The organism is Pseudomonas sp. Z2-11 (genome assembly GCF_054161305.1).
In genome coordinates, this window is record NZ_CP096395.1 from 2,906,223 (window position 1) to 2,924,681 (window position 18,459).

Below are 18,459 nucleotides of genomic sequence, written 5' to 3' on the forward strand. Positions count from 1 at the left end.
GATCCTCAGTAATAAACCTGCGGCACGGTCAGGTTGGCCGGCGGGATTTCGGTGCCGACCCACTTCACGAAGAGCTCCTTGTAGCGGCCGGTCCGCACCTGCTGGTTGACGAACAGGTTGAGGTAATTGAGCAGGCCGTATTCGTTGCGTTTGGCGCCGAGGGATACGTAGTCGATGACGTAAGGCGCGTCTCCGGCGATCTTCAGACCCTTGTACTTTCCCGATTTTATGGTCGCGGCAGCGACGGTGTTGGTCACCACGGTGGCATCGATGTGGCCCTGGGCGACGGCCAGCAGCGTGTCGTTCTGCGATTGATAGGCACGGAAACTGCCGCTGCCCCAGCTCTTCTGGTCTTTCTCCAGGGCGATGGCTTCATAGGTGCTGCTGGTGTTGCCGAGCTTCTTGCCCTTGAGGTCGGCGTAGCCGTTGATGCCCGTGTCGTCGCGGGTCAGCACGACCATCTGGAAAGCGAAGTAGGGCACGGTCAGGCCGACGGTCTTGGCTCGCTCCAGGGTGTCGGAAGTGGAGGCGACGATGACATCGGCGCGGCCCGAGAGCAGCGCGGGGATTCGGTCGGAGAATGGCGTTTCCACAACCTCCGCGTCGACGCCGAGAACCTTCGCCAGATCGTGGCAATAGTCCACGTCGAATCCTGCCGGTTTGTTGCTTTCATCGCGAAAGCCCATCGGTGGGAAGTCCAGTGTCACGGCGCAACGCAGTTTCCCCGAGCCGATGATGTCGTCGAGTTTGTCGGCATGGGCGGGAAGGATGAGCAGGGGAAACAGGGCCACGCCGAGGGCTAGGGCCAATGCAGGGTTTTTCATAAATGCCTCGCTGTCGAATAAGTGCTGGGAAATATCGTATTGAGGATTTCGTATACGATATTAAATAAGCAATCGACGTGCCTGTTTTTGTTTTTTCGATAATGCGTTGGTAAGCGCTTGATATACCGAGGGTTGCCGATGCTGCTTGCTGACGTTGGCGAGCAGGCGCGTCAGGGGCGGTGTTACAGATGGGAGCAGTGGTACTCGCGGACGCCCGATAAAGGAACAGCAATCAGCGCTGGTTTTCCCGATATTGGCTGGGAGACAGGCTGGTCAGGGCGCGGAACTGGCGACTGAACGCGCTGTGATCGGTGTAGCCGCAGCGCAGGGCGATCTCGGTGATGGGCAAGTCCTGCTCCAGCAGCAAGCGCGAGGCTTCTTCCAGGCGCGCCTTGTGAATCATCTGCCGGGGCGTGAGCTGGAAGATGCGCTTGCAGTGTCGCTCCAGTTGCGCCACCGACAACCCGGCGATGGCGGTCAGCTCGGCCAGGCTGATGGTACGGGCGAAGTGGCGCTTGATGTGTGCATCCACTGCCGCCAGCTTCTGGAACGCCGGGTGGCTCGATTGTGGCAGTTGCAGGTCACGGGAGATTCCGGCCAGGCCGACGATCCGGCCAGTGAGGTCGTGCAGGGCCAGTTTGTGGGTCAGGCACCACACTGGCTGGTTGCCGTAATACAGGTGCAGTTCGAGTTGGTCGGCCAGTTCTCTTCCGCTGGCGAGCACTCGGCGGTCCTGTTCTGTGTACAGCGGGCCGAAGCGTTCCGGGAATACCTGTTCTGCGGTGAGGCCGAGCAGGTCGTTGCGCTCTTTGAAGCCGCAGCGTCGGGCCAGGGTCTGGTTGACGAAGGCATAGCGGGCCAGGTTGTCCTTGATGAAGAACACTGTGTCGGTGAGGGTGTCTAGCAGCGGCGCGATGGGTTGCAGGCTCTGGAGCAGGGTGTCGAGGTCGCAGGGGGGCAGGGAGGCGAGTGAGGGGTACATGGGCGGTGTCGTTTTTTTGTGAGGGAGGGAGTGTCGGATGGAAGTGAGGTGCTTGTCACGTGCTCCGTCTTATCTGTCTCGGGCTGTCTATTGGTGTGTATATCCGTTTGGTGTGTATATCCGTTGCTGTGGTCACGGGACTGTCAGAAATTTTGTGTTCGGGCATAACATGCTGAAGAGGTGCATGTATGCCAACCAAAAAGAAGACGGCCTTGGAGGCCAAAGCCGAGCTCCCTTCGATCCCGAAGGAGCTGATTGATCAGTTCGTCAAAGGCCCAATGACTGCCGAGGCGATTCAGGATGCGTCGATGGCCTTCAAGAAGGCGCTTATCGAGCGAGCCCTGGGCGCAGAGCTGGGCCACCATCTTGGCTATCCTCAGGGCGCGGAGCGTCCCGAGGAGTCGAGTAACCAGCGCAACGGTAAAAGCGGCAAGACCGTTCTGACAGACGACGGTCCGCTTCGTCTGGAGATTCCCCGTGATCGCGATGGCAGCTTTGCGCCGATCCTGATTCCCAAGCATGAGCGGCGCTTTACCGGGTTCGATGACAAGATCATCGCCATGTACGCTCGGGGCATGACGGTTCGCGAGATTCGCGCGTTTCTCTTGGAACAGTACGGGACAGATGTCTCGCACGACTTCATCAGTTCGGTCACCGACGCGGTGATGGAGGAGATCGGCGCCTGGCAGCAACGACCGCTTGAGCAGATGTATCCGGTCATCTTCTTCGACGCGTTGCGGGTCAAAATCAGGGAAGAAGGACTGGTCCGCAATAAGGCCATCTACTTGGCCTTGGGCGTATTACCGGACGGAACCCGCGATATCTTGGGCATCTGGATCGAGACAACGGAAGGCGCCAAGTTCTGGATGAAGGTCTTCAATGACCTCAAGACACGCGGAGTCGAAGATGTGCTGATTGCCGTGACCGATGGTCTCAAAGGCATGCCAGAAGCCCTGAGCGCGGTGTTTCCTGAGACGACTTTGCAAACCTGCATCGTACATCTGATCCGCAACAGCCTCGACTATGCAGCCTGGGACAAACGTCGGGAACTGGCCAAAGCGCTTAAGCCGATCTATCAAGCGATCAACGCCGAGGCCGCCGAAGCGGCTTTGGACTCGTTCGAAAATGGCCCCTGGGGCAAACAGTACCCAACCATCGTAGCTGCCTGGCGACGCGCCTGGGATCGAGTCATCCCGTTTTTTGTCTTTCCGCCCGCCATCCGGAAAGTGATTTACACGACCAATGCAATCGAGAGCATCAACGCTCAACTGCGCAAGATCATTAAAACGAGGGGGCACTTCCCAACCGATGAAGCTGCCACCAAGTTAATCTGGCTGGGCTTGCGCAATATAACCGCAAACTGGGGCAGTGCAGCCCATGACTGGAAAAGCGCCATGAATCAGTTCGCGATCCTGTACGGGGATCGGTTCATCAGGCCGACGTGGTAAATGAAGGTCTGCCTAACGGCAGGCCGTTACCGGCCCGCACACAAAAAATCTGACACTCCCGTGGTCACGGCGGCTTATGGTTCCGCTCTTACAGCGGGTCACTTTTGGTAAAGCGCCAAAAGTAACCAAAAACGCTTTGCCCCACCACTCGGTGCCTCGCCTAGGCTCGGCATGCCCTCACTCCGGCATTGCTCCGTGGGCCGCCGCGAAGGGCCATCCATGGCCCAGCGCGGCTAACCCGGCATCCATGCCGGTTTGCCCACTGCGCAATGCCTGCGTTCGGCCAGCGTGGTTAATGGGGCGCTGAGATCAAAGTCAAAAGCAGGGCAAGGGCAAGGGCAAGAGCAAGAGCAAGAGCAAGAGCAAGAGCAAGAGCAAGAGCGGGGCAGGAACCGGGTCGTTCGTCGGGCGCTTGGATACAAGCGCCTCCGGTCGATTGCTTTGAACTCAGCCACGACGATCATTTCTAGATGCACCCCCATTCAAGCCGAGGCACTATCCGCGCAATGCCCAGAATCCTGACTTACCCTACGCCCGAAGAAGATCTGACCGAGCACAATGCCAAGCTGTTTGGCTCACCCAAGGAGCGGCTGGATTTCTATCGGCGGGAAATCCAGTACGAAACCAGTATTCTCGCCAATCGAACCGACGCGTATCTGGCCGCACAGTCTTTCCTGGTGATTGCCTTTGCGTCGTGCATGGCCAACCTGAATCCGGAGTGGGGCAAGCTTTTCACGCTGATCGTGCCGCCATTCCTGGCGCTGCTCGGTTTCCTGAGTTCGCTCAACGCCTGGCCGGGCATTCGGGCTGCCTACGAGATCATTGACCACTGGCATTTCAAACAGAGCGAGTTGCTGCGCAGTGAACCGTTGATGGGCCTGGCCTACGATGATTCGCCGCTGTTCAGCGAGCGTGAATCGACCCACAAGGGCTATCGCAAGTCGCTGCTGTTTTCGGTGCGCACGCCGTGGATCTTCGCGGCGTTCTGGGTGTTGCTGGGGGTGTATTCGGTGTTCATCCAAGTGACCGACCCGGGTGGCTGACCGTCACTTTTTTCGGCGCTCATACCACGCCAGTGCGGGTTGGGTGCTCACGCCGTGCACCAGGATACTCAGCGCCACTACCGACAGAGTGAGGTCGATGGAAAGCTGCGCCACTTCGGGTTGCAGGTGATGGTTCAAGGCGTAGAACAGGTAAAACAGGCTGCCGATGCCGCGTATGCCGAACCAGCCGATCAATAACCGTTGCGGCCCATCCAGCAATCTCCCCCAAGGCATCGCCAACACGCTCAACGGTCGGATCACCGCGAACAGCAAGGCGCCGATGGCCAGGGCCCGCCAATCCCAGTGATGGGCAAGGACCACGCCGAGCAGTGTGACCAGAAACACTTCCATGGAGCGCTCCACCAGGCTGCCGAACGCCAGCATGTCGCTCATCATCACCCCGGCCGCCACCTGGCCGTCGTCCAGGGCCTGGGTGTCGCCGTGCACGGCCTGCTCCGGTTCTACCGCTTCATGGCCCACCAGCGGTTGCACCAGATGCTCGGCCGGCGGCGCGTTTTCATCGGTGGACTCGACTTCCGCCTGGCGCAATCCCAGGCCGGCGGCGAACACCGAAAGAAAGCCATAAGCCTGCACCGACTCCGCCGCCACGTAGGCCAGTGCGATCAGGGCCAGGGCCAGGTAATCGTTTGGTGACAGGGTACTGTCGGCGTTCTTGATGCGCATCGACAAGGTCAGTCGGCCGATGCCACGCCCCAGCCAGTAACCGATCAACAGCCCCGCCGGTACAGCCCACAAGACGTTGCGCAAGGCCCACTCGCCGAGGAATCCGCTGCCGTCTTCCTGCAGCATGAACAAGCCAAGGATGACAAAGGGAAATGCAGTGCCGTCGTTCAGCCCGGCTTCCCCGGACAAGCCGAACCGCACGCGATCATCGTCGCGGGCATCATTGACCTGCACCAGTGCCGCCAGCACCGGGTCGGTGGGTGCGAGCATCGCGCCGATCAGCATGGACACGCCCCATCCGAGGCCAAACAGGTAGTGCAAGGTCAGGCACAGGCCGGCGATGGTCAGGATCATCACCGGACCGGCCAGCCCGTAGGCCACGCGCCAGCTGCGGTTCTTCAGTGGCAGGCGCAGCTTGAGGCCGCTGACGAACAGCGAGAACACCACGGCGACTTCGGTCAGGTGCTCCATCCAGCCTGACGAATCGTCGACCCCCAGCCGCAGCAGTCCCAGCCCCGCCGGGCCAATGGCGACGCCCAGCACCAGGCACACGGCCGAGGTGGTGACCGGCATCCAGCGCAGGTAGGACGACGTCAGGGCCAGGGTCAGCAACACGGCACCGAGCACCGCTACCCACACTGTGAAAATCATCGTTGCTCCTTGGGTTGGGGTCACTCATTTCCTCGTGGCGAGGGAGCTTGCTCCCGCCGGCCGCACAGCGGCCTTTCTTTGGGGGCTGCTGCGCACTGGAGCGCCAGCCCGGCCCAGCGGGAGCAAGCTCCCTCGCCACGAAAAACCGCCTTGCCTAGCGTTCGAGGGTGTTAGCGAAGCGAGGGTTCCCTGGCATATCGGCAAGCTCCCGTTTATCCGGGCGCTTTTCGATCCAGGGGAATTTTTTCCCGTGCGCGAGGCTCTGCAATGGAAGAGACGTGCTGATCGAGCGTCCCGTCGAGAAACCCAAGAGGCCTTTATGACTGCGCTGACATCCCTCCAATCCAGGCCTGCCACCGCGCAGCCATTCACCACTGCGGGCAACGTTCGTCAATGCTACGAGCGGCTGCTGCAGGGCCCCGACGACAGCGACAAGCAAGCCGATGCCCAAGCCTTTCTCCAGCCTTTGCTGGAGCAGGCCGCGGCGTTGCCCCAGGAGATGCCCGACGATCCGGCGGCGCTGCTTGCCTGGGTAGAACAGCACAGCGCCGGCGTGGCCCGGCAGTACGCCGACTACCTGGAACGACGCAAGAGTGGCGGTCGTCGGGAGTTCTTCCACAGCAAGGCCCAGGCTTTGTACTTCCTGCAGGCCGTGGCGCCGACCAAACTGGTGGATGGCGCCTGGTTGTACGGCGTGCTCAGGCACTGGCATGACCACCGTTTCGAAGGGCTGCTGTGTACCTATCTGGAAGAGCTCGGCGATGGTGTGCCGGCCCAGAACCATGTGGTGCTCTACCGCAAGCTGCTGGCCGAACATGGCCTGTCGGACATGCCCGACATCCACGATGACCGCTACCTGCAAGGTGCGGTGCAACTGGCTTTGGGTTATGCCGGCGACGAGTATCTGCCCGAGGTCATCGGCTACAACCTTGGCTACGAACAACTGCCACTGCATTTGCTGATCAGTGCCTATGAGCTGAGCGAACTCGACATTGACCCGTATTACTTCACTCTCCATGTGACCATCGACAACGCCAGCACCGGCCATGCCCACAAGGCTGTGCAATCGCTGCTGCAACTGATGCCGATGGAGGCGGATCGCGAATCCTTCTGGCGTCGGGTCACCCTGGGCTATCGCCTCAACGACCTGGGGCAGGGCAGCCGGGCGGTCATCGAGTCGTTTGACCTGGAACGCGAAGTCCTCGACATGCTCGAGCGCAAGCGCCCGTTTGGCCAACACATGCATTCCGATTACTGCAAATTCGAAGGCAAGACCGTCAACCAATGGCTGGCGGAGCCGGGGCAGCTGGAAGGTTTCCTCAAGGCCATGCAAGGCAAAGGCTGGATCCGGCGCCACGAAGACCCGCAGAACAGCCGCTTCTGGACGCTCATCGAAGGCGCTGGCGCGGCGATGTTCGGGGTCTTCAGCCCTTACGAAAAGCAGCTGTTGCACGATTGGATCGCCGGTGACTGGTTGGAGGACCGCGGTCGCTCCGGCGCCCGCCGCAGCCTTGGTGCGGCGCAGGATACCCAGGCACCGCCGCAGGATCCGGACGTGCAGAACCTGCAGCAATTACTGCGGGGCAAGGCGCCCGATGCGCAGATGCAGATCCTCATGCCCTGGCTTTCGCCGCGCGCCCATAGCCATCCGGCCGGGCTGCTGGCGACCCGCCGGTTCATCGAACTCAAATCCGCCCTTCGTTAGGAGCCCTGCATGAATCAGGAAGATCGCCTGTCCGAACCCGACCTGGCGCTGCTGCAACTGGGTCGCCGCCTGCACGCCGACGGCTACCGTTTCATCACCCCGACACCGTTGACCCATGAGCGGGTCAATAAACGGCCCGACAACGAGCGCTCGAAGACCCTGCGGGACGTTTTCGGCTGGTCGCGGCCGTTCGCGCCTGGGCTGATTTCCGCCGATGAGCAGCGTCAGTTGCAGGAGGCGCAGGTGTTGGAGGAACGTGACGGCCTGTTATACAGCCGCGTGCGCTGGTCGAGCCTGGACGGGATGCTGTTCGCCCATTCGCAGTTTCCCACCCAGGCCAATGACGCAGTATTTTTCGGCCCGGACAGCTATCGGTTCGCCCATCTGATCCATACCCACCTGCAACAGAACTTCACCGCGGTGCATCGGGCCGTGGACATCGGCTGCGGTGCCGGTGTCGGGGCCATGGTGATTGCCCGCGCCCGGCGCGAGGCCGAGGTTCTCGCCGTGGACATCAATCCCCTGGCCCTGCGCCTGTGCGCGGTCAACGCCGCGCTGGCCGAGGTTGCCAACGTCGAGGTCGCCCACAGTGATGTTCTCCGGGACGTCGAGGGCAGCTTTGACCTGATCGTTGCCAACCCACCGTACATGGCCGACCCGGCCGAGCGCGCCTATCGCCATGGTGGCGGCGCGCTGGGCGCCGGCCTGTCGCTGCGTATCGTCGAGCAGGCGTTGCCCCGGCTTACGCCTGGTGGCTCGCTGGTGCTCTACACCGGCGTGGCGATGGTCGACGGTCGCGATCCGTTCCTGGAGGCGCTTGGCCCTTGGCGCGATTCGGCGCAGTACGGCTGGACTTACCGGGAACTGGACCCGGATGTCTTCGGCGAGGAATTGCTGACCCCGGGTTATCAGGACGTGGAACGGATCGCCGTGGTGGCGTTGGTTGTCACCCGCACGGGTGCGGGTATCGGAGGGAACATCGATGAACAGGCGTCTGAAGTTCGGCATTGAAGAGGAATATTTCGTCACCGACCTGCAAACCCGGCACATGCCCGACCAGCCGCCCGCGGCGGCGATTGCGGCATGCCGGGAGGAGCTAGGTGAGCATTTCGCCCACGAGATGTTCCTGAGCCAGGTGGAGATGGCTTCGCCCATCTTCGAGAACCTGGCGGAGGCCGCCGATTACCTGGCCCAGGTGCGTAGCGGCCTGACGCGGCGCCTGGCACCCCACGGCCTGGGATTATTGAGCGCCGGCTCACATCCGATGACCACGGTCGGCTTGCAGCCCACCGACGAGCTGCATTTCCAGCAATTGTTCGACGACTACCAGCGAGTGGCGCGCCGCAGCGTGTTATCGGGCCTGCATGTACACGTGGAAGTACCGGGCGATCAGGACCGGGTCAAGGTCATGAACGAAGTGTTGCCGTGGCTGCCGATGTTGTTGGCGCTGAGTGCGTCTTCGCCGTTCTGGAACGGCGGCTACAGCGGCTTCAGCAGTTATCGCCAGGTGGCCTGCGATGAATGGCCGCGGATGGGCGTGCCGGAGTTCTTCGCCGACGAGGCCGCGTTCAACGGCTACGTCGACATGCTCACGCGCACCGGCTCCATTCGCCAGCCCAGCGATTGCTGGTGGGTGCTCAGGCCGTCGTCGCGTTACCCGACGCTGGAGCTGCGCATCTGCGATGCCTGCCCGCGGATCGACGACGTCCTGTGCCTGGTTTCGCTGTTTCGCCTGATGGTTGCCCATGCCTGCGCCCAGCCCAAGCCTGGGGCCAATTACAGCCTGATGTCGCAGTGGATCCTCAAGGAAAACCGCTACCGGGCCAAGCGCCACGGCATCCTGGCGGAATTCATCATCGAGGGGCAGGAACAACCCATGCTCATTGGCGAATGGCTGAACCTGGCCGAGCAGACCTTCGCCGACACCGCCACAGCGCTGGGCGTACAGGACGTGTTCAAGCAGGCCCGCCGGATCGTTCAGGAGGGCACCAGTGCTGATCGCCAGGTCGTACTGTATGAACAAGGCTTGCTGCTGGGGGACTCCATCGAACAGGCCCTGAGCCGGGTGGTTGATCAGTTGCTCTCGGAAACCGCCGGGATGCCCGTGGCCGATCCGACCCTTGCGCAAGTTGCAGGTGGCCCATGACCAGCAAAACCCTTGAAGACTACAACCGCATGCGCGACTTCGCCGCCACCCCTGAACCGGCGGCGAAGCGCTCGCGCAAAGCGGCGAAAACCGCCCATGCCTTGCAGTACTGCATCCAGAAGCACGATGCCACGCGGCTGCATTACGATTTTCGCCTGGAGCTGGACGGCGCGCTCAAGAGTTGGGCAGTGCCCAAGGGACCGTCCCTGGATCCGAAGGTCAAGCGCCTGGCCGTGCATGTCGAAGACCATCCGCTCGATTACGCGACCTTCGAGGGCAGCATTCCCGAAGGGCACTACGGCGCCGGCGAGGTCATTGTCTGGGACCGGGGCGTGTGGATTCCCCAGGGCGATGTACACGAAGCCTACGAGAAAGGCCGGCTCAAGTTCGAGCTACGCGGGGAGAAACTCGCCGGCCTGTGGAACCTGGTGCGCACCCATATGCCCGGTAAACAGGAGCAATGGTTCCTGATCAAGCATCAGGACGACGCGGCCCGTCCGGAGAGCGAGTACGACGTGGTCCAGGCCGAGCCGGACAGCGTGCTCAGCGACCGCACGATCGTGCCCAAGCGCCGGGGCAAGGCCGCCGCTGCCAAAGCGGTGAAACAACCGGAAAAAGCCGCGCCGCCGAAGTCGTCGAAAAAAAATGCGAAGACCACCCTCAGCGGCGCCGTTGCCGGCCCGATTCCCGAGACCCTCAAGCCGGAACTGGCGACGCTGGTGGACAGCGCGCCCGATGGCGACTGGCTCTACGAAATCAAGTTCGACGGCTACCGGGTCATGGCGCGTATCGACGACGGCGATGTGCGCTTGATCACCCGCAACGGCCATGACTGGACCCACAAACTGCCGAAACAGGCCGAGGCCCTGGCTGCGCTGGGGCTGGAGTCGGCGTGGCTCGACGGCGAGATGGTCGTCGCCAACGAGCAAGGCGTACCGGATTTCCAGGCCTTGCAGAATGCCTTTGATGTCGGCAGCAGCGGCAAGATCGCCTATTACCTGTTCGATTTGCCCTACCTCAACGGCATGGATCTGCGCAAAGTGCCGGTGGAGGAGCGTCGGGCCGCGCTGGCAGCGGTGCTTGAGGCGAATGAAGATTCGTTGCTGCGCTTTTCCGACGCCTTCGAGGAAACCCCCGAAGCACTGCTCAACAGCGCTTGCCAGATGCGCATGGAAGGACTGATCGGCAAACGCCAGGGCAGCGCCTATGTGTCCCGGCGCAGCAGCGACTGGATCAAGCTCAAATGCAAGAATCGCCAGGAGTTTGTCGTGGTCGGCTTCAGCGAGCCCAAGGGCTCGCGCAGCGCGTTCGGTGCCTTGTTGCTGGGCCTGCATGACGTGGACAGCGGCGAGCTGCGGTATGCCGGCAAGGTCGGCACCGGTTTCAACGAAACGACCCTCAAAAGCATCTACCAGCAGCTGTTGCCCCTGGAAACGAAAAAAGCCGCCGTGGTCAACCCCCCCACTGGTTACGAGGCCAAGGGGGTGCACTGGCTCAAGCCGGAATTACTGGCCGAAGTGGCGTTTGCCGAAATGACCAAGGAAGGTTCGGTACGCCACGCGGTGTTCCATGGCTTGCGCAACGACAAGCCGGCCAAGGCGATTACCCAGGAACTGCCGAAAACGGTAGAGACGCCCGCCAGGAAAAAAACCGCCGCCAAGGAGGAGCCGGCACCGGCCAAGCCCAAGACCAAAGCCAAGACCACCCAGGCACCGACCCTGGACGGCAAGGTGCGTATTACCCACCCGGACCGGATCATCGATGCCAGCAGTGGCACGACCAAGATGCAACTGGCCGAGTACTACGCCAGCGTTGCCGAGTTCATCCTGCCGGAACTGGCCGACCGCCCGGTGGCGCTGGTGCGCGCGCCGGATGGCATCGCCGGCGAGCTGTTCTTCCAGAAGAACCCCGAGCGCCTGGCGATTCCCGGCATCACCAGCCTGGACAAGGACCTGACCGGGCAACCGGTGATGATCATCAATAACGCCGAAGCGTTGATTGGCGCGGTGCAGATGAGCACCGTGGAGCTGCACACCTGGAACGCCACTTCGGTAGACCTGGACAAGCCCGACCGTTTTGTCCTCGACCTTGACCCGGACCCGGCGCTGCCGTGGAAAAGCATGGTGGAAGCCACGCAACTGACCTTGTCGGTGCTGGATGAACTGGGCCTTAAGGCATTTCTCAAGACCAGCGGCGGCAAGGGTATCCACGTGGTGGTGCCGCTGACCCGCAAGTTGGGCTGGGACGAGGTCAAGGGCTTCAGCCACGCCATTGTCAGCCACATGGCCAAGCTGTTGCCCGATCGCTTCTCGGCGGTATCGGGACCGAAAAACCGGGTGGGGCGGATTTTCATCGATTACCTGCGCAACGGCCTGGGCGCCACGACCATTTGTGCCTATGCCGCCCGCACCCGTGAAGGGCTGCCGGTGTCGGTGCCGATTTATCGCGAAGAAGTGGCCGAGCTCAAGGGCGCCAACCTGTGGAACGTGCACAACGTGCATGAGCGGCTAGCCGAGGTGGGGCATGAGCCTTGGGCGGACCTGAAGAAAACCCGCCAGGGCATCACGGCCGAGATGCGTCGGCGGATCGGGATGAAGACCACCGCCAAGTAGCTGAAGGCGGACTCATTATCTGGAGCTGGACTGCCTTCGTGGCGAGGGAGCTTGCTCCCGCTGGGGTGCGCAGCAGCCCTGAGCTTTTTGCGGTCGCTGCGCAACCGAGCGGGAGCAAGCTCCCTCGCCACAAAAGCAGTTGCCACTGGAGAGCGCCTCTAGCCACAAAAAGGCCATTTCCACCAGAGGCACCTCTGATACAAAAGGGATTATCCTGCTGGAAGTCCCATCCCTGGCCGGCCATCTGCCTAATAAACCCGCGCCCGCCGCAATTGCTCGATCGCTTCGATCAACTCGTCATAGGACACCGGTTTGCCGATGTGCTGGTCGAAACCCGACTGCTGCGACTTGTGCATGTCGACAGACGCACCGTACCCGGTCAGGGCGATGGCCGGGATGTTTTTGATGTGGGGCAACTCGCGCAGCGCCTGCATCAGTTCATGGCCATTCATCACCGGCATGCCCAGGTCCGAGATAACCACGTCGTAACGGGCGTCCCGGGCCGCTTCCAGCGCTTGCAACGGTTGATCGAACGCAACGACGTTGGCGTCCTCCATTTCCAGCAGCAGCTTGAGGGTATCGAGCACGTCGGGGGAATCGTCCACCAACAACACCGTCAAGCCGCTCAGGCGTCCGGATTGCTCTTCGCAGGCTTGCGGCTTGGGCGCCAGCTCGGCGCTGCTCAAGGGCAGGCGGATGGTGAACGTACAGCCTTTGCCCAGCCCTTCGGACTTGACCTCGACGCTGCCGCCGTGGGCTTCGGTCAACTGCCGTACCAGCGACAGGCCGATTCCCAGCCCTTCGCGCTGATGGGTCGCATGCTGGGTCTCGGCCTGGCCGAACAGGTCGAACACTTCGCTCAAGTGTTCCGCGGCAATACCGACGCCTGAATCCTTGACGTCCAGGCGAGCCATGCGCCCGTCCTGGCTGGCGATCAACTGCACGCGGCCGCCGTTCGGGGTGAATTTCAGCGCGTTATTCACCAGGTTCCAGATGATCTGCTCCAGCCGGGTCGGATCGGCGTTGACAATCAGCTCGCTGCCGGGCCCTTCGGGCAGTTCCAGGGTGACTTTGTTCGGGTGATTGTCGTTGATCACCACGGTGTAGATGTCTTGCAGCACGCGACCGAGATCGACCGCCAGGCGCTTGAGCTTGAGCTTGCCAGTGCGTACCCTGGCTACGTCCAGCAGGTCGTCGATGATGCGCGCCTGGCTGGTAACAGCGTCGCAGATGGTGTTGACCGCCCTGGCAGCCGCAGTGACGCTCTTGGTCACCGGCAGGCGGCGCAGCAACTCGGCGTTGAGCTGGATCAGGTTCAACGGGTGCTTGAGTTCGTGGGACATGACCGCGAAGAACTCATCCTTCAAGTGGCTGTTGTTCTGGGTTTCCATGAGCCGCTGGGTCTGTTCTTCGTGCAGGCGCTTATGCCCGGTGAGATCACGGGCAATCTTCACGTAGCCCTGCAAGTAGTCGCCACTGAGCAGCGTGACCTCGCCGCTGCAGAAGAAGCGGCTGCCGTCCTTGCGCTGATGCCAGCGCTCGTCTTCGCAACGGCCTTTGGCACGAGCGGTGCTCAGTTCGGTTTCAGGAGCGCCGTAGCTACGGTCTTCCGGGGTAAAGAGGAAGTCGTAATAAGCGCCTTCGGCTTCGGCCTTGGTATGGCCGAAAATCAACTGCGCGCCGGTGTTCCAACTGGTGATCACGCCATGTTCGTCGAGCAGGATGATCGCGTAGTCGCGGGTGCTTTCGGCCACCAGGCGCATGCGCTCTTCGCCCAGGCGCAACTCTTCTTCAGCGGCACGGCGCTTGGTGATGTCAATAAAGGTCAACACCGTGCCGTCGATGTGGTCTTCGCTGGAGCGATAGGGCAGCAGGCGGGCGATGTACCAGCGGTCATCGTTGCTGCTGATTTCGCGCTCGATCATGTTCAGCGATTCGAAAACCTGGGTGGCGTCGGCGGACATGTGCGGATAGTCGAGGCGGTGAGTGATGTCGAGCAATGAACGGCCGGTGTCCACCGGGAGCATGCTGAAGATTTCCGTGGCCCGCGGGGTGAACCATTTGATGCGCATGCTGCGGTCGACGAATACCGTGGCGATGTCGGTGGAGGCGATCAGGTTGGTGAGGTAGTCGTTGATCTTGTCCGTTTCCTCGACCTTGGTCTTGAGCTCGTAGTTGACCGTCAGCAACTCTTCGTTGATCGATTGCAGCTCTTCCTTGCTGGTTTCCAGCTCCTCGGTGGCCGAGCGCAGTTCCTCGTTGATGGCCTGCATTTCTTCATTGGAGGCCTTGAGCTCCTCGCTGGAGACCTCGGCCTGCTCGATGGTGTCCTGCAGGTGCGACTTGGTCCGCTGCAGCTCCCGCTCCAGATTGGCCAGCACCTGGTTTTCGGTCTGGCTGGTGATGGCAGTACCTTGCTGGCTGGCGTCGACTTCCTCCTCCTCGAACACGACAAGGACAAAATCGCCATCGGATTCGTCGTCGCGATACGGCTGGACCAGCAGGTCCACCAGGAAGCGCTTGCCATCGCGCTCCATATTGACCTGGCGGGACTTGACCGGCTGGCCGTTCTGGTTCACCTGGAACAAGGCGGTGCGGATTTCCAGGCGCAGCTGCGGGTTGATCAGCGTCAGCAGGTTACGCGACATCTCGCCGCCAACGTGGCGCAGATAGCGGCCGGCGGTTTCGATCATGTGCAGGATGTCGCCATTGCTGTCGACAATTATGCTCGGTGGCGCGGCCCGTTCGATGGCACGCAAGTGGATATCGGCAAACGACACCTTGCGCGGCGCGATGATTTGCGGCGCGGCCAGGGACGAGGTGCTGCGCACGTAACCGCCACGGGGCATGGTCGGGGTTCGGCGGCTGGCGGCAGTGCCATATTTGGCGCGGAAGATCCGGTTGCGCTTGTCCACCGGGCTGAACAGCTCGCTGCAGGCATCGGCCGACTCCGACGAACCGAGGAACAGGTAGCCTCCCGGGCGCAGGGCAAAGTGGAACATCTGCAGGATTTCCCGCTGCACCTCGCGGTCGAGGTAGATCAGCAGGTTGCGGCAGACGATCAGGTCGATCTGCGAGAAGGGCGGGTCCGACAGCAGGCTGTGTTTGGCAAACAGCACGCGCTCGCGGATTTCCTTGCGCACACGGTACGTCGTGCTTTCCTTCAGGAAATATTGGCGCAGGCGAGTGGGCGGCACGTCGGTAATGATCGCTTCCGGGTAGGCGCCGCCGCGCCCCACGGTAATCGCGCGTTCGTCGATGTCGGTGGCGAATATCTGCAGCTTGGCGTTGCTCGAATCGTGCTGTAACTGATCGCTGAGCAACATGGCCAGGGTATAGGCCTCTTCGCCGGTGGAGCAGCCGGCCGACCAGATCCTGATTTCCTCAGGCGGCACGCTACCCGGCTCGACCGGCTTCAACAGGTTGGGCAGGACGTCGCGCTCCAGGGCTTCGAAGGCTTCGCGATCGCGGAAGAAATTGGTCACCCCGATCAGCAGGTCGCCCAGCAGCGCCTTGGTTTCTTCGGGGTGATTCTGCAGATACGCGTAATAGGCGCCCAGATCTGGCTGGGCGGTGACCTGCATGCGCCGTTCGATGCGCCGCAGCACGGTGGCCCGCTTGTAATGCTTGAAGTCATGCCCGGTGCCAGCGCGCAGCTGCACCAGGATGTCATGCAGCGATTGCTCGGCGGCGACTGCTTCGCGCTCGGAGGTTGGCGGTTGGGTCTTGATTTCCGGGTCGTTGGCCGTCGGCAGACGAATATTCTGAGAATTTCGCCACAGCTCCAAGAGCTTTTGCGGCATCTCCACCACGGGAAGCACCAGGTCGACCATCTGGGTGTCGATGGCGGCTTGGGGCATGCCGTCGAATTCGGCGTCCTGGGGCGATTGGGCGATGGTCACGCCGCCCTGTTCCTTGATGCGCGACAGGCCCACGGCTCCGTCGGAGCCGGTGCCCGACAGCACCAGGCAGAATGCCCGCTCCTTGTGTACGTCGGCCAGGTCGCGGAAAAACAGGTCGATAGCCACATGCCCGCCGAGGCGCGGCTCGGCCGGCTTGACCTTCAGATATCCGTCGTTCATCGACAAATGATGGGCGGGGGAAATGACATAGACATGGTTTTTCTGGATAGCGACCGTCTCGCTCACCTGGAGCACCGGCATCTTGGTCGATTCCTGGATGATCTTGTCGGCGATGCTTTGATGGTCTGGAGCCAGGTGCAGGACGATCACGAACGCCATGCCATTGTCCTTGGGCATGTGCTCGAAAAATTGCTTGATGGCCTGCAAGCCGCCCGCGGAGGCGCCGATTCCTACTACCGGAAAATCGAGGTTGCTGGGGCTCAACTCTCGTCGCTGTGGCACGTTGGGAGAGCGTTTGCTTGATGAAGACATATGACATTGGCCTTAGGAAGGGCGGCGCAGCGGTCCAGCGCTGTCGCCTCGATATTCAGGATGCAAAAACTCGCAGGATAGTCGGGTTAGGCGAAGATTGCGAAGTGGATGTTCGCCTGGCCGCGGCTTCCGTCATTGTGCGCCTCGACGCGGGCTCAGCCCACTGGCACGCGAAGGTATTCCGGTTGCAGGTAGTTGAACCACAGCAGGATCATTTCCACCAGGATCGTGACCAGCACCAGTAAACCGACGCCCCAGACGCTCGCCGAATACAATAGACCTTGTTCTTTCTTCAGGCCCATGAACTTGGGCAGACCGACGAACAGCAGGAATGTCGAGTAGACCGAGGCGAGCAACAGGACCGCCACCGCCAGCCAGCGGCTGGGGTACAGCCCGAAGATGCCGGCCAGGAAGTACGGGGTTGCGGTGTAGGCGGCAAAACCGATGCACTGGTTGACCGTGGGCCGGGCCTCGAAGGTGCGCGACATCCAGCGGATGAACAGCCCCATCAGCGAGACGCCGATCACGATGGTCAGGTAGAGCAGGGCGCACAGTTGCAAGGCGCTGGCCTGACTCAACCTCACGGTCTCGTTTTCGGCCAGGCTCCAGCCGGTCCAGGTGGTGCCGACGAACAGGCACACCGCCGGAATTAACGCCAGTAACAGCAGATGGGCCAGGTAATGGTGAGGGTGAGCCTGCTCCTGCTCGCGAATGTCCCCCCAGGCAAATTCCGGATGGGTGAACAGCTTGACGAAAAGCACAGACATGACGACCTCCTGATCAGGACAGCCTCTGCATGAGGCTCATACCGTTATGAGGTACAGGATCGGCCAGGGGTTTCATTTATTTGGCGTGTCCGGGCGACGGCGCGATAAAGGGAATGATTCGAAACCGCGGGGGTCAACCCATCAGCATCCATGAAGGACTGAATGCCATGACTGTTGCCCAATCCCTGGTTGATTATCTGCAAGAACATGAACTGCGCCTGACCACCGCCGAATCCTGCACCGCCGGGCTGATCGTCACTCTGTTGGCGGAAGTGCCGGGCAGTGGCTCGCTGATCGAAAGCGGCTATGTGGTGTATTCCCCCGAAGCCAAGCAACGCTTGCTCGGCGTCAAGCCGCGCACCATCGATACCTTCAATCTCACCAGCCGCGAAGTCGCCGAGGAAATGGCCTTGGGCGCGTTGCGCGACGCCAACGCCAACGTCGCGGTCGCTACCACCGGCCTGCTCGGGCCGGACGACAAGGACGGCATACCTGCTGGCACGGTCTGTTTTGCCTGGGCGTTCGAGGTAAACGGCCAGCGTGCGCTGTTCAGCCGCCAGGAGCGATTCTTTGGCGACCGGCGCCAGGTGCAGTTGCTCTCCAGCGAGTACGCCTTGCGGCAATTGCCCTGCTACCACCAGCGTGCTTTGGCCGGTGAACTTCGATAGGAGCGGCCCCATGATCGATCAGCGTGAACAGGACGACCACCGCAGCCGCCAGTTCCCGGTGGAAGAGGACATGGTATTCCAGCACAAGGTCTGGCGCTTCGAGCGGGTCGGCTGGTACGTATTGGTGCTGTTGGTGATCCTGACCCTGCTCGGGCTGTTTTCCCGTGGTCCGCTGAGCAGCCGCGAAGCGCAAAGCGCGGACGGCAGCATTGGCGTCGAATACGAGATGTTCCATCGCAACGGCTCGGTCAATCCGCTGGTCATCCGTCTGCAGGGCTCGCCCAACGCGGTGCTGGAGGTGGAGCTTGGCGGCGATTGGCTGGAGGGGTTCGATGTGCAGAGCGTGCAACCGCAGCCAGTGCGTTCGGCCGCCGCGGGGCAGGGTATGAAGGTCTGGATCCGGGCCGACGGGCAGGGGCGGGCCAACCTGCACCTGTCACTGCTCGGTGAAGGCCTCGGTAACTATAAAAGCCGCATCGCAACGCCCAATGGCGCCGAGGTCAGGTTCAATCAATTCATCTTTCCATAGGTGACG

Annotated in this window: 13 protein-coding genes; 8 read left to right on the forward strand and 5 right to left on the reverse strand. The window is 61.7% G+C overall.

The window, feature by feature from the left end:
* Positions 1-5 precede the first annotated feature (5 nt).
* Both M1E16_RS12935 and M1E16_RS12940 read right to left on the reverse strand, forming a co-directional pair.
* Complete coding sequence (locus tag M1E16_RS12935) at positions 6-824, reverse strand: ABC transporter substrate-binding protein (protein WP_458130159.1); 819 nt, start codon at positions 822-824, stop codon at positions 6-8.
* 232 nt (positions 825-1,056) lie between these two features.
* Positions 1,057-1,806 carry an AraC family transcriptional regulator gene (locus tag M1E16_RS12940; protein WP_434697794.1) on the reverse strand — a complete coding sequence of 250 codons (750 nt, stop codon included), beginning with the start codon at positions 1,804-1,806 and terminating at the stop codon, positions 1,057-1,059.
* Between the two features lie 188 nt (positions 1,807-1,994).
* Between M1E16_RS12940 and M1E16_RS12945 the strand changes: the two genes are divergently transcribed.
* Both M1E16_RS12945 and M1E16_RS12950 read left to right on the forward strand, forming a co-directional pair.
* The gene (locus M1E16_RS12945; RefSeq protein WP_434577927.1) at positions 1,995-3,254 is read left to right on the forward strand and encodes an IS256 family transposase; all 1,260 of its coding nucleotides are present in this window, start codon (positions 1,995-1,997) and stop codon (positions 3,252-3,254) included.
* 506 nt (positions 3,255-3,760) lie between these two features.
* On the forward strand, positions 3,761-4,297 hold the full coding sequence (locus tag M1E16_RS12950) for a hypothetical protein (protein WP_434604881.1): 537 nt from the start codon (positions 3,761-3,763) through the stop codon (positions 4,295-4,297).
* 3 nt (positions 4,298-4,300) lie between these two features.
* On the opposite strand, the gene M1E16_RS12955 is transcribed toward M1E16_RS12950, so the two are convergent.
* Positions 4,301-5,632 carry a cation:proton antiporter gene (locus M1E16_RS12955; RefSeq protein ID WP_458130160.1) on the reverse strand — a complete coding sequence of 444 codons (1,332 nt, stop codon included), beginning with the start codon at positions 5,630-5,632 and terminating at the stop codon, positions 4,301-4,303.
* Positions 5,633-5,951: 319 nt separating this feature from the next.
* Here M1E16_RS12955 and M1E16_RS12960 point away from each other — a divergent pair, with 319 nt between their 5' ends.
* From M1E16_RS12960 to ligD, 4 genes are read left to right on the forward strand one after another with little or no spacing between them, the layout of a single operon-like run.
* Positions 5,952-7,337, forward strand: a complete 1,386-nt coding sequence (locus tag M1E16_RS12960) for an iron-containing redox enzyme family protein (RefSeq protein ID WP_458130161.1) — start codon at positions 5,952-5,954, stop codon at positions 7,335-7,337.
* A 9-nt stretch (positions 7,338-7,346) separates the two neighbouring features.
* Positions 7,347-8,348 (forward strand): methyltransferase, encoded by a 1,002-nt coding sequence (locus tag M1E16_RS12965; RefSeq protein WP_458130162.1) that lies wholly within the window; start codon positions 7,347-7,349, stop codon positions 8,346-8,348.
* On the forward strand, positions 8,320-9,483 hold the full coding sequence (locus tag M1E16_RS12970; protein ID WP_434674361.1) for a carboxylate-amine ligase: 1,164 nt from the start codon (positions 8,320-8,322) through the stop codon (positions 9,481-9,483). The genes M1E16_RS12965 and M1E16_RS12970 overlap by 29 nt, the downstream gene beginning before the upstream one ends.
* Positions 9,480-12,095 carry a DNA ligase D gene (gene ligD / locus M1E16_RS12975; RefSeq protein ID WP_458130163.1) on the forward strand — a complete coding sequence of 872 codons (2,616 nt, stop codon included), beginning with the start codon at positions 9,480-9,482 and terminating at the stop codon, positions 12,093-12,095. Before M1E16_RS12970 ends, ligD begins: the two co-directional genes overlap by 4 nt.
* A gap of 248 nt (positions 12,096-12,343) precedes the next feature.
* Here ligD and M1E16_RS12980 read toward each other — a convergent pair whose 3' ends face one another.
* Positions 12,344-16,489, reverse strand: coding sequence for a CheR family methyltransferase (locus tag M1E16_RS12980; protein WP_458130164.1), 4,146 nt, complete (start codon positions 16,487-16,489; stop codon positions 12,344-12,346).
* Positions 16,490-16,644: 155 nt separating this feature from the next.
* A complete protein-coding gene (locus M1E16_RS12985; protein WP_458130165.1) occupies positions 16,645-17,256 on the reverse strand; it encodes a Yip1 family protein in 612 nt (203 codons plus the stop codon).
* A gap of 167 nt (positions 17,257-17,423) precedes the next feature.
* Between M1E16_RS12985 and M1E16_RS12990 the strand changes: the two genes are divergently transcribed.
* Together M1E16_RS12990 and M1E16_RS12995 are read left to right on the forward strand one after the other, a co-directional pair.
* Positions 17,424-17,924, forward strand: coding sequence for a CinA family protein (locus M1E16_RS12990; RefSeq protein WP_458130166.1), 501 nt, complete (start codon positions 17,424-17,426; stop codon positions 17,922-17,924).
* Between the two features lie 10 nt (positions 17,925-17,934).
* Positions 17,935-18,453: a hypothetical protein gene (locus M1E16_RS12995; protein WP_458130167.1), complete on the forward strand. Its 519-nt coding sequence runs from the start codon at positions 17,935-17,937 to the stop codon at positions 18,451-18,453.
* Positions 18,454-18,459: the final 6 nt, after the last annotated feature.

Coding starts and splice junctions, on each gene's coding strand:
- M1E16_RS12980 (WP_458130164.1), bottom strand. CDS start 16,489: ATGTCTTCATCAAGCAAACGCTCTCCCAACGTGCCACAGCGACGAGAG.
- M1E16_RS12965 (WP_458130162.1), top strand. CDS start 7,347: ATGAATCAGGAAGATCGCCTGTCCGAACCCGACCTGGCGCTGCTGCAA.
- M1E16_RS12970 (WP_434674361.1), top strand. CDS start 8,320: ATGAACAGGCGTCTGAAGTTCGGCATTGAAGAGGAATATTTCGTCACC.
- M1E16_RS12995 (WP_458130167.1), top strand. CDS start 17,935: ATGATCGATCAGCGTGAACAGGACGACCACCGCAGCCGCCAGTTCCCG.
- M1E16_RS12945 (WP_434577927.1), top strand. CDS start 1,995: ATGCCAACCAAAAAGAAGACGGCCTTGGAGGCCAAAGCCGAGCTCCCT.
- M1E16_RS12985 (WP_458130165.1), bottom strand. CDS start 17,256: ATGTCTGTGCTTTTCGTCAAGCTGTTCACCCATCCGGAATTTGCCTGG.
- ligD (WP_458130163.1), top strand. CDS start 9,480: ATGACCAGCAAAACCCTTGAAGACTACAACCGCATGCGCGACTTCGCC.
- M1E16_RS12950 (WP_434604881.1), top strand. CDS start 3,761: ATGCCCAGAATCCTGACTTACCCTACGCCCGAAGAAGATCTGACCGAG.
- M1E16_RS12955 (WP_458130160.1), bottom strand. CDS start 5,632: ATGATTTTCACAGTGTGGGTAGCGGTGCTCGGTGCCGTGTTGCTGACC.
- M1E16_RS12990 (WP_458130166.1), top strand. CDS start 17,424: ATGACTGTTGCCCAATCCCTGGTTGATTATCTGCAAGAACATGAACTG.
- M1E16_RS12940 (WP_434697794.1), bottom strand. CDS start 1,806: ATGTACCCCTCACTCGCCTCCCTGCCCCCCTGCGACCTCGACACCCTG.
- M1E16_RS12935 (WP_458130159.1), bottom strand. CDS start 824: ATGAAAAACCCTGCATTGGCCCTAGCCCTCGGCGTGGCCCTGTTTCCC.
- M1E16_RS12960 (WP_458130161.1), top strand. CDS start 5,952: ATGACTGCGCTGACATCCCTCCAATCCAGGCCTGCCACCGCGCAGCCA.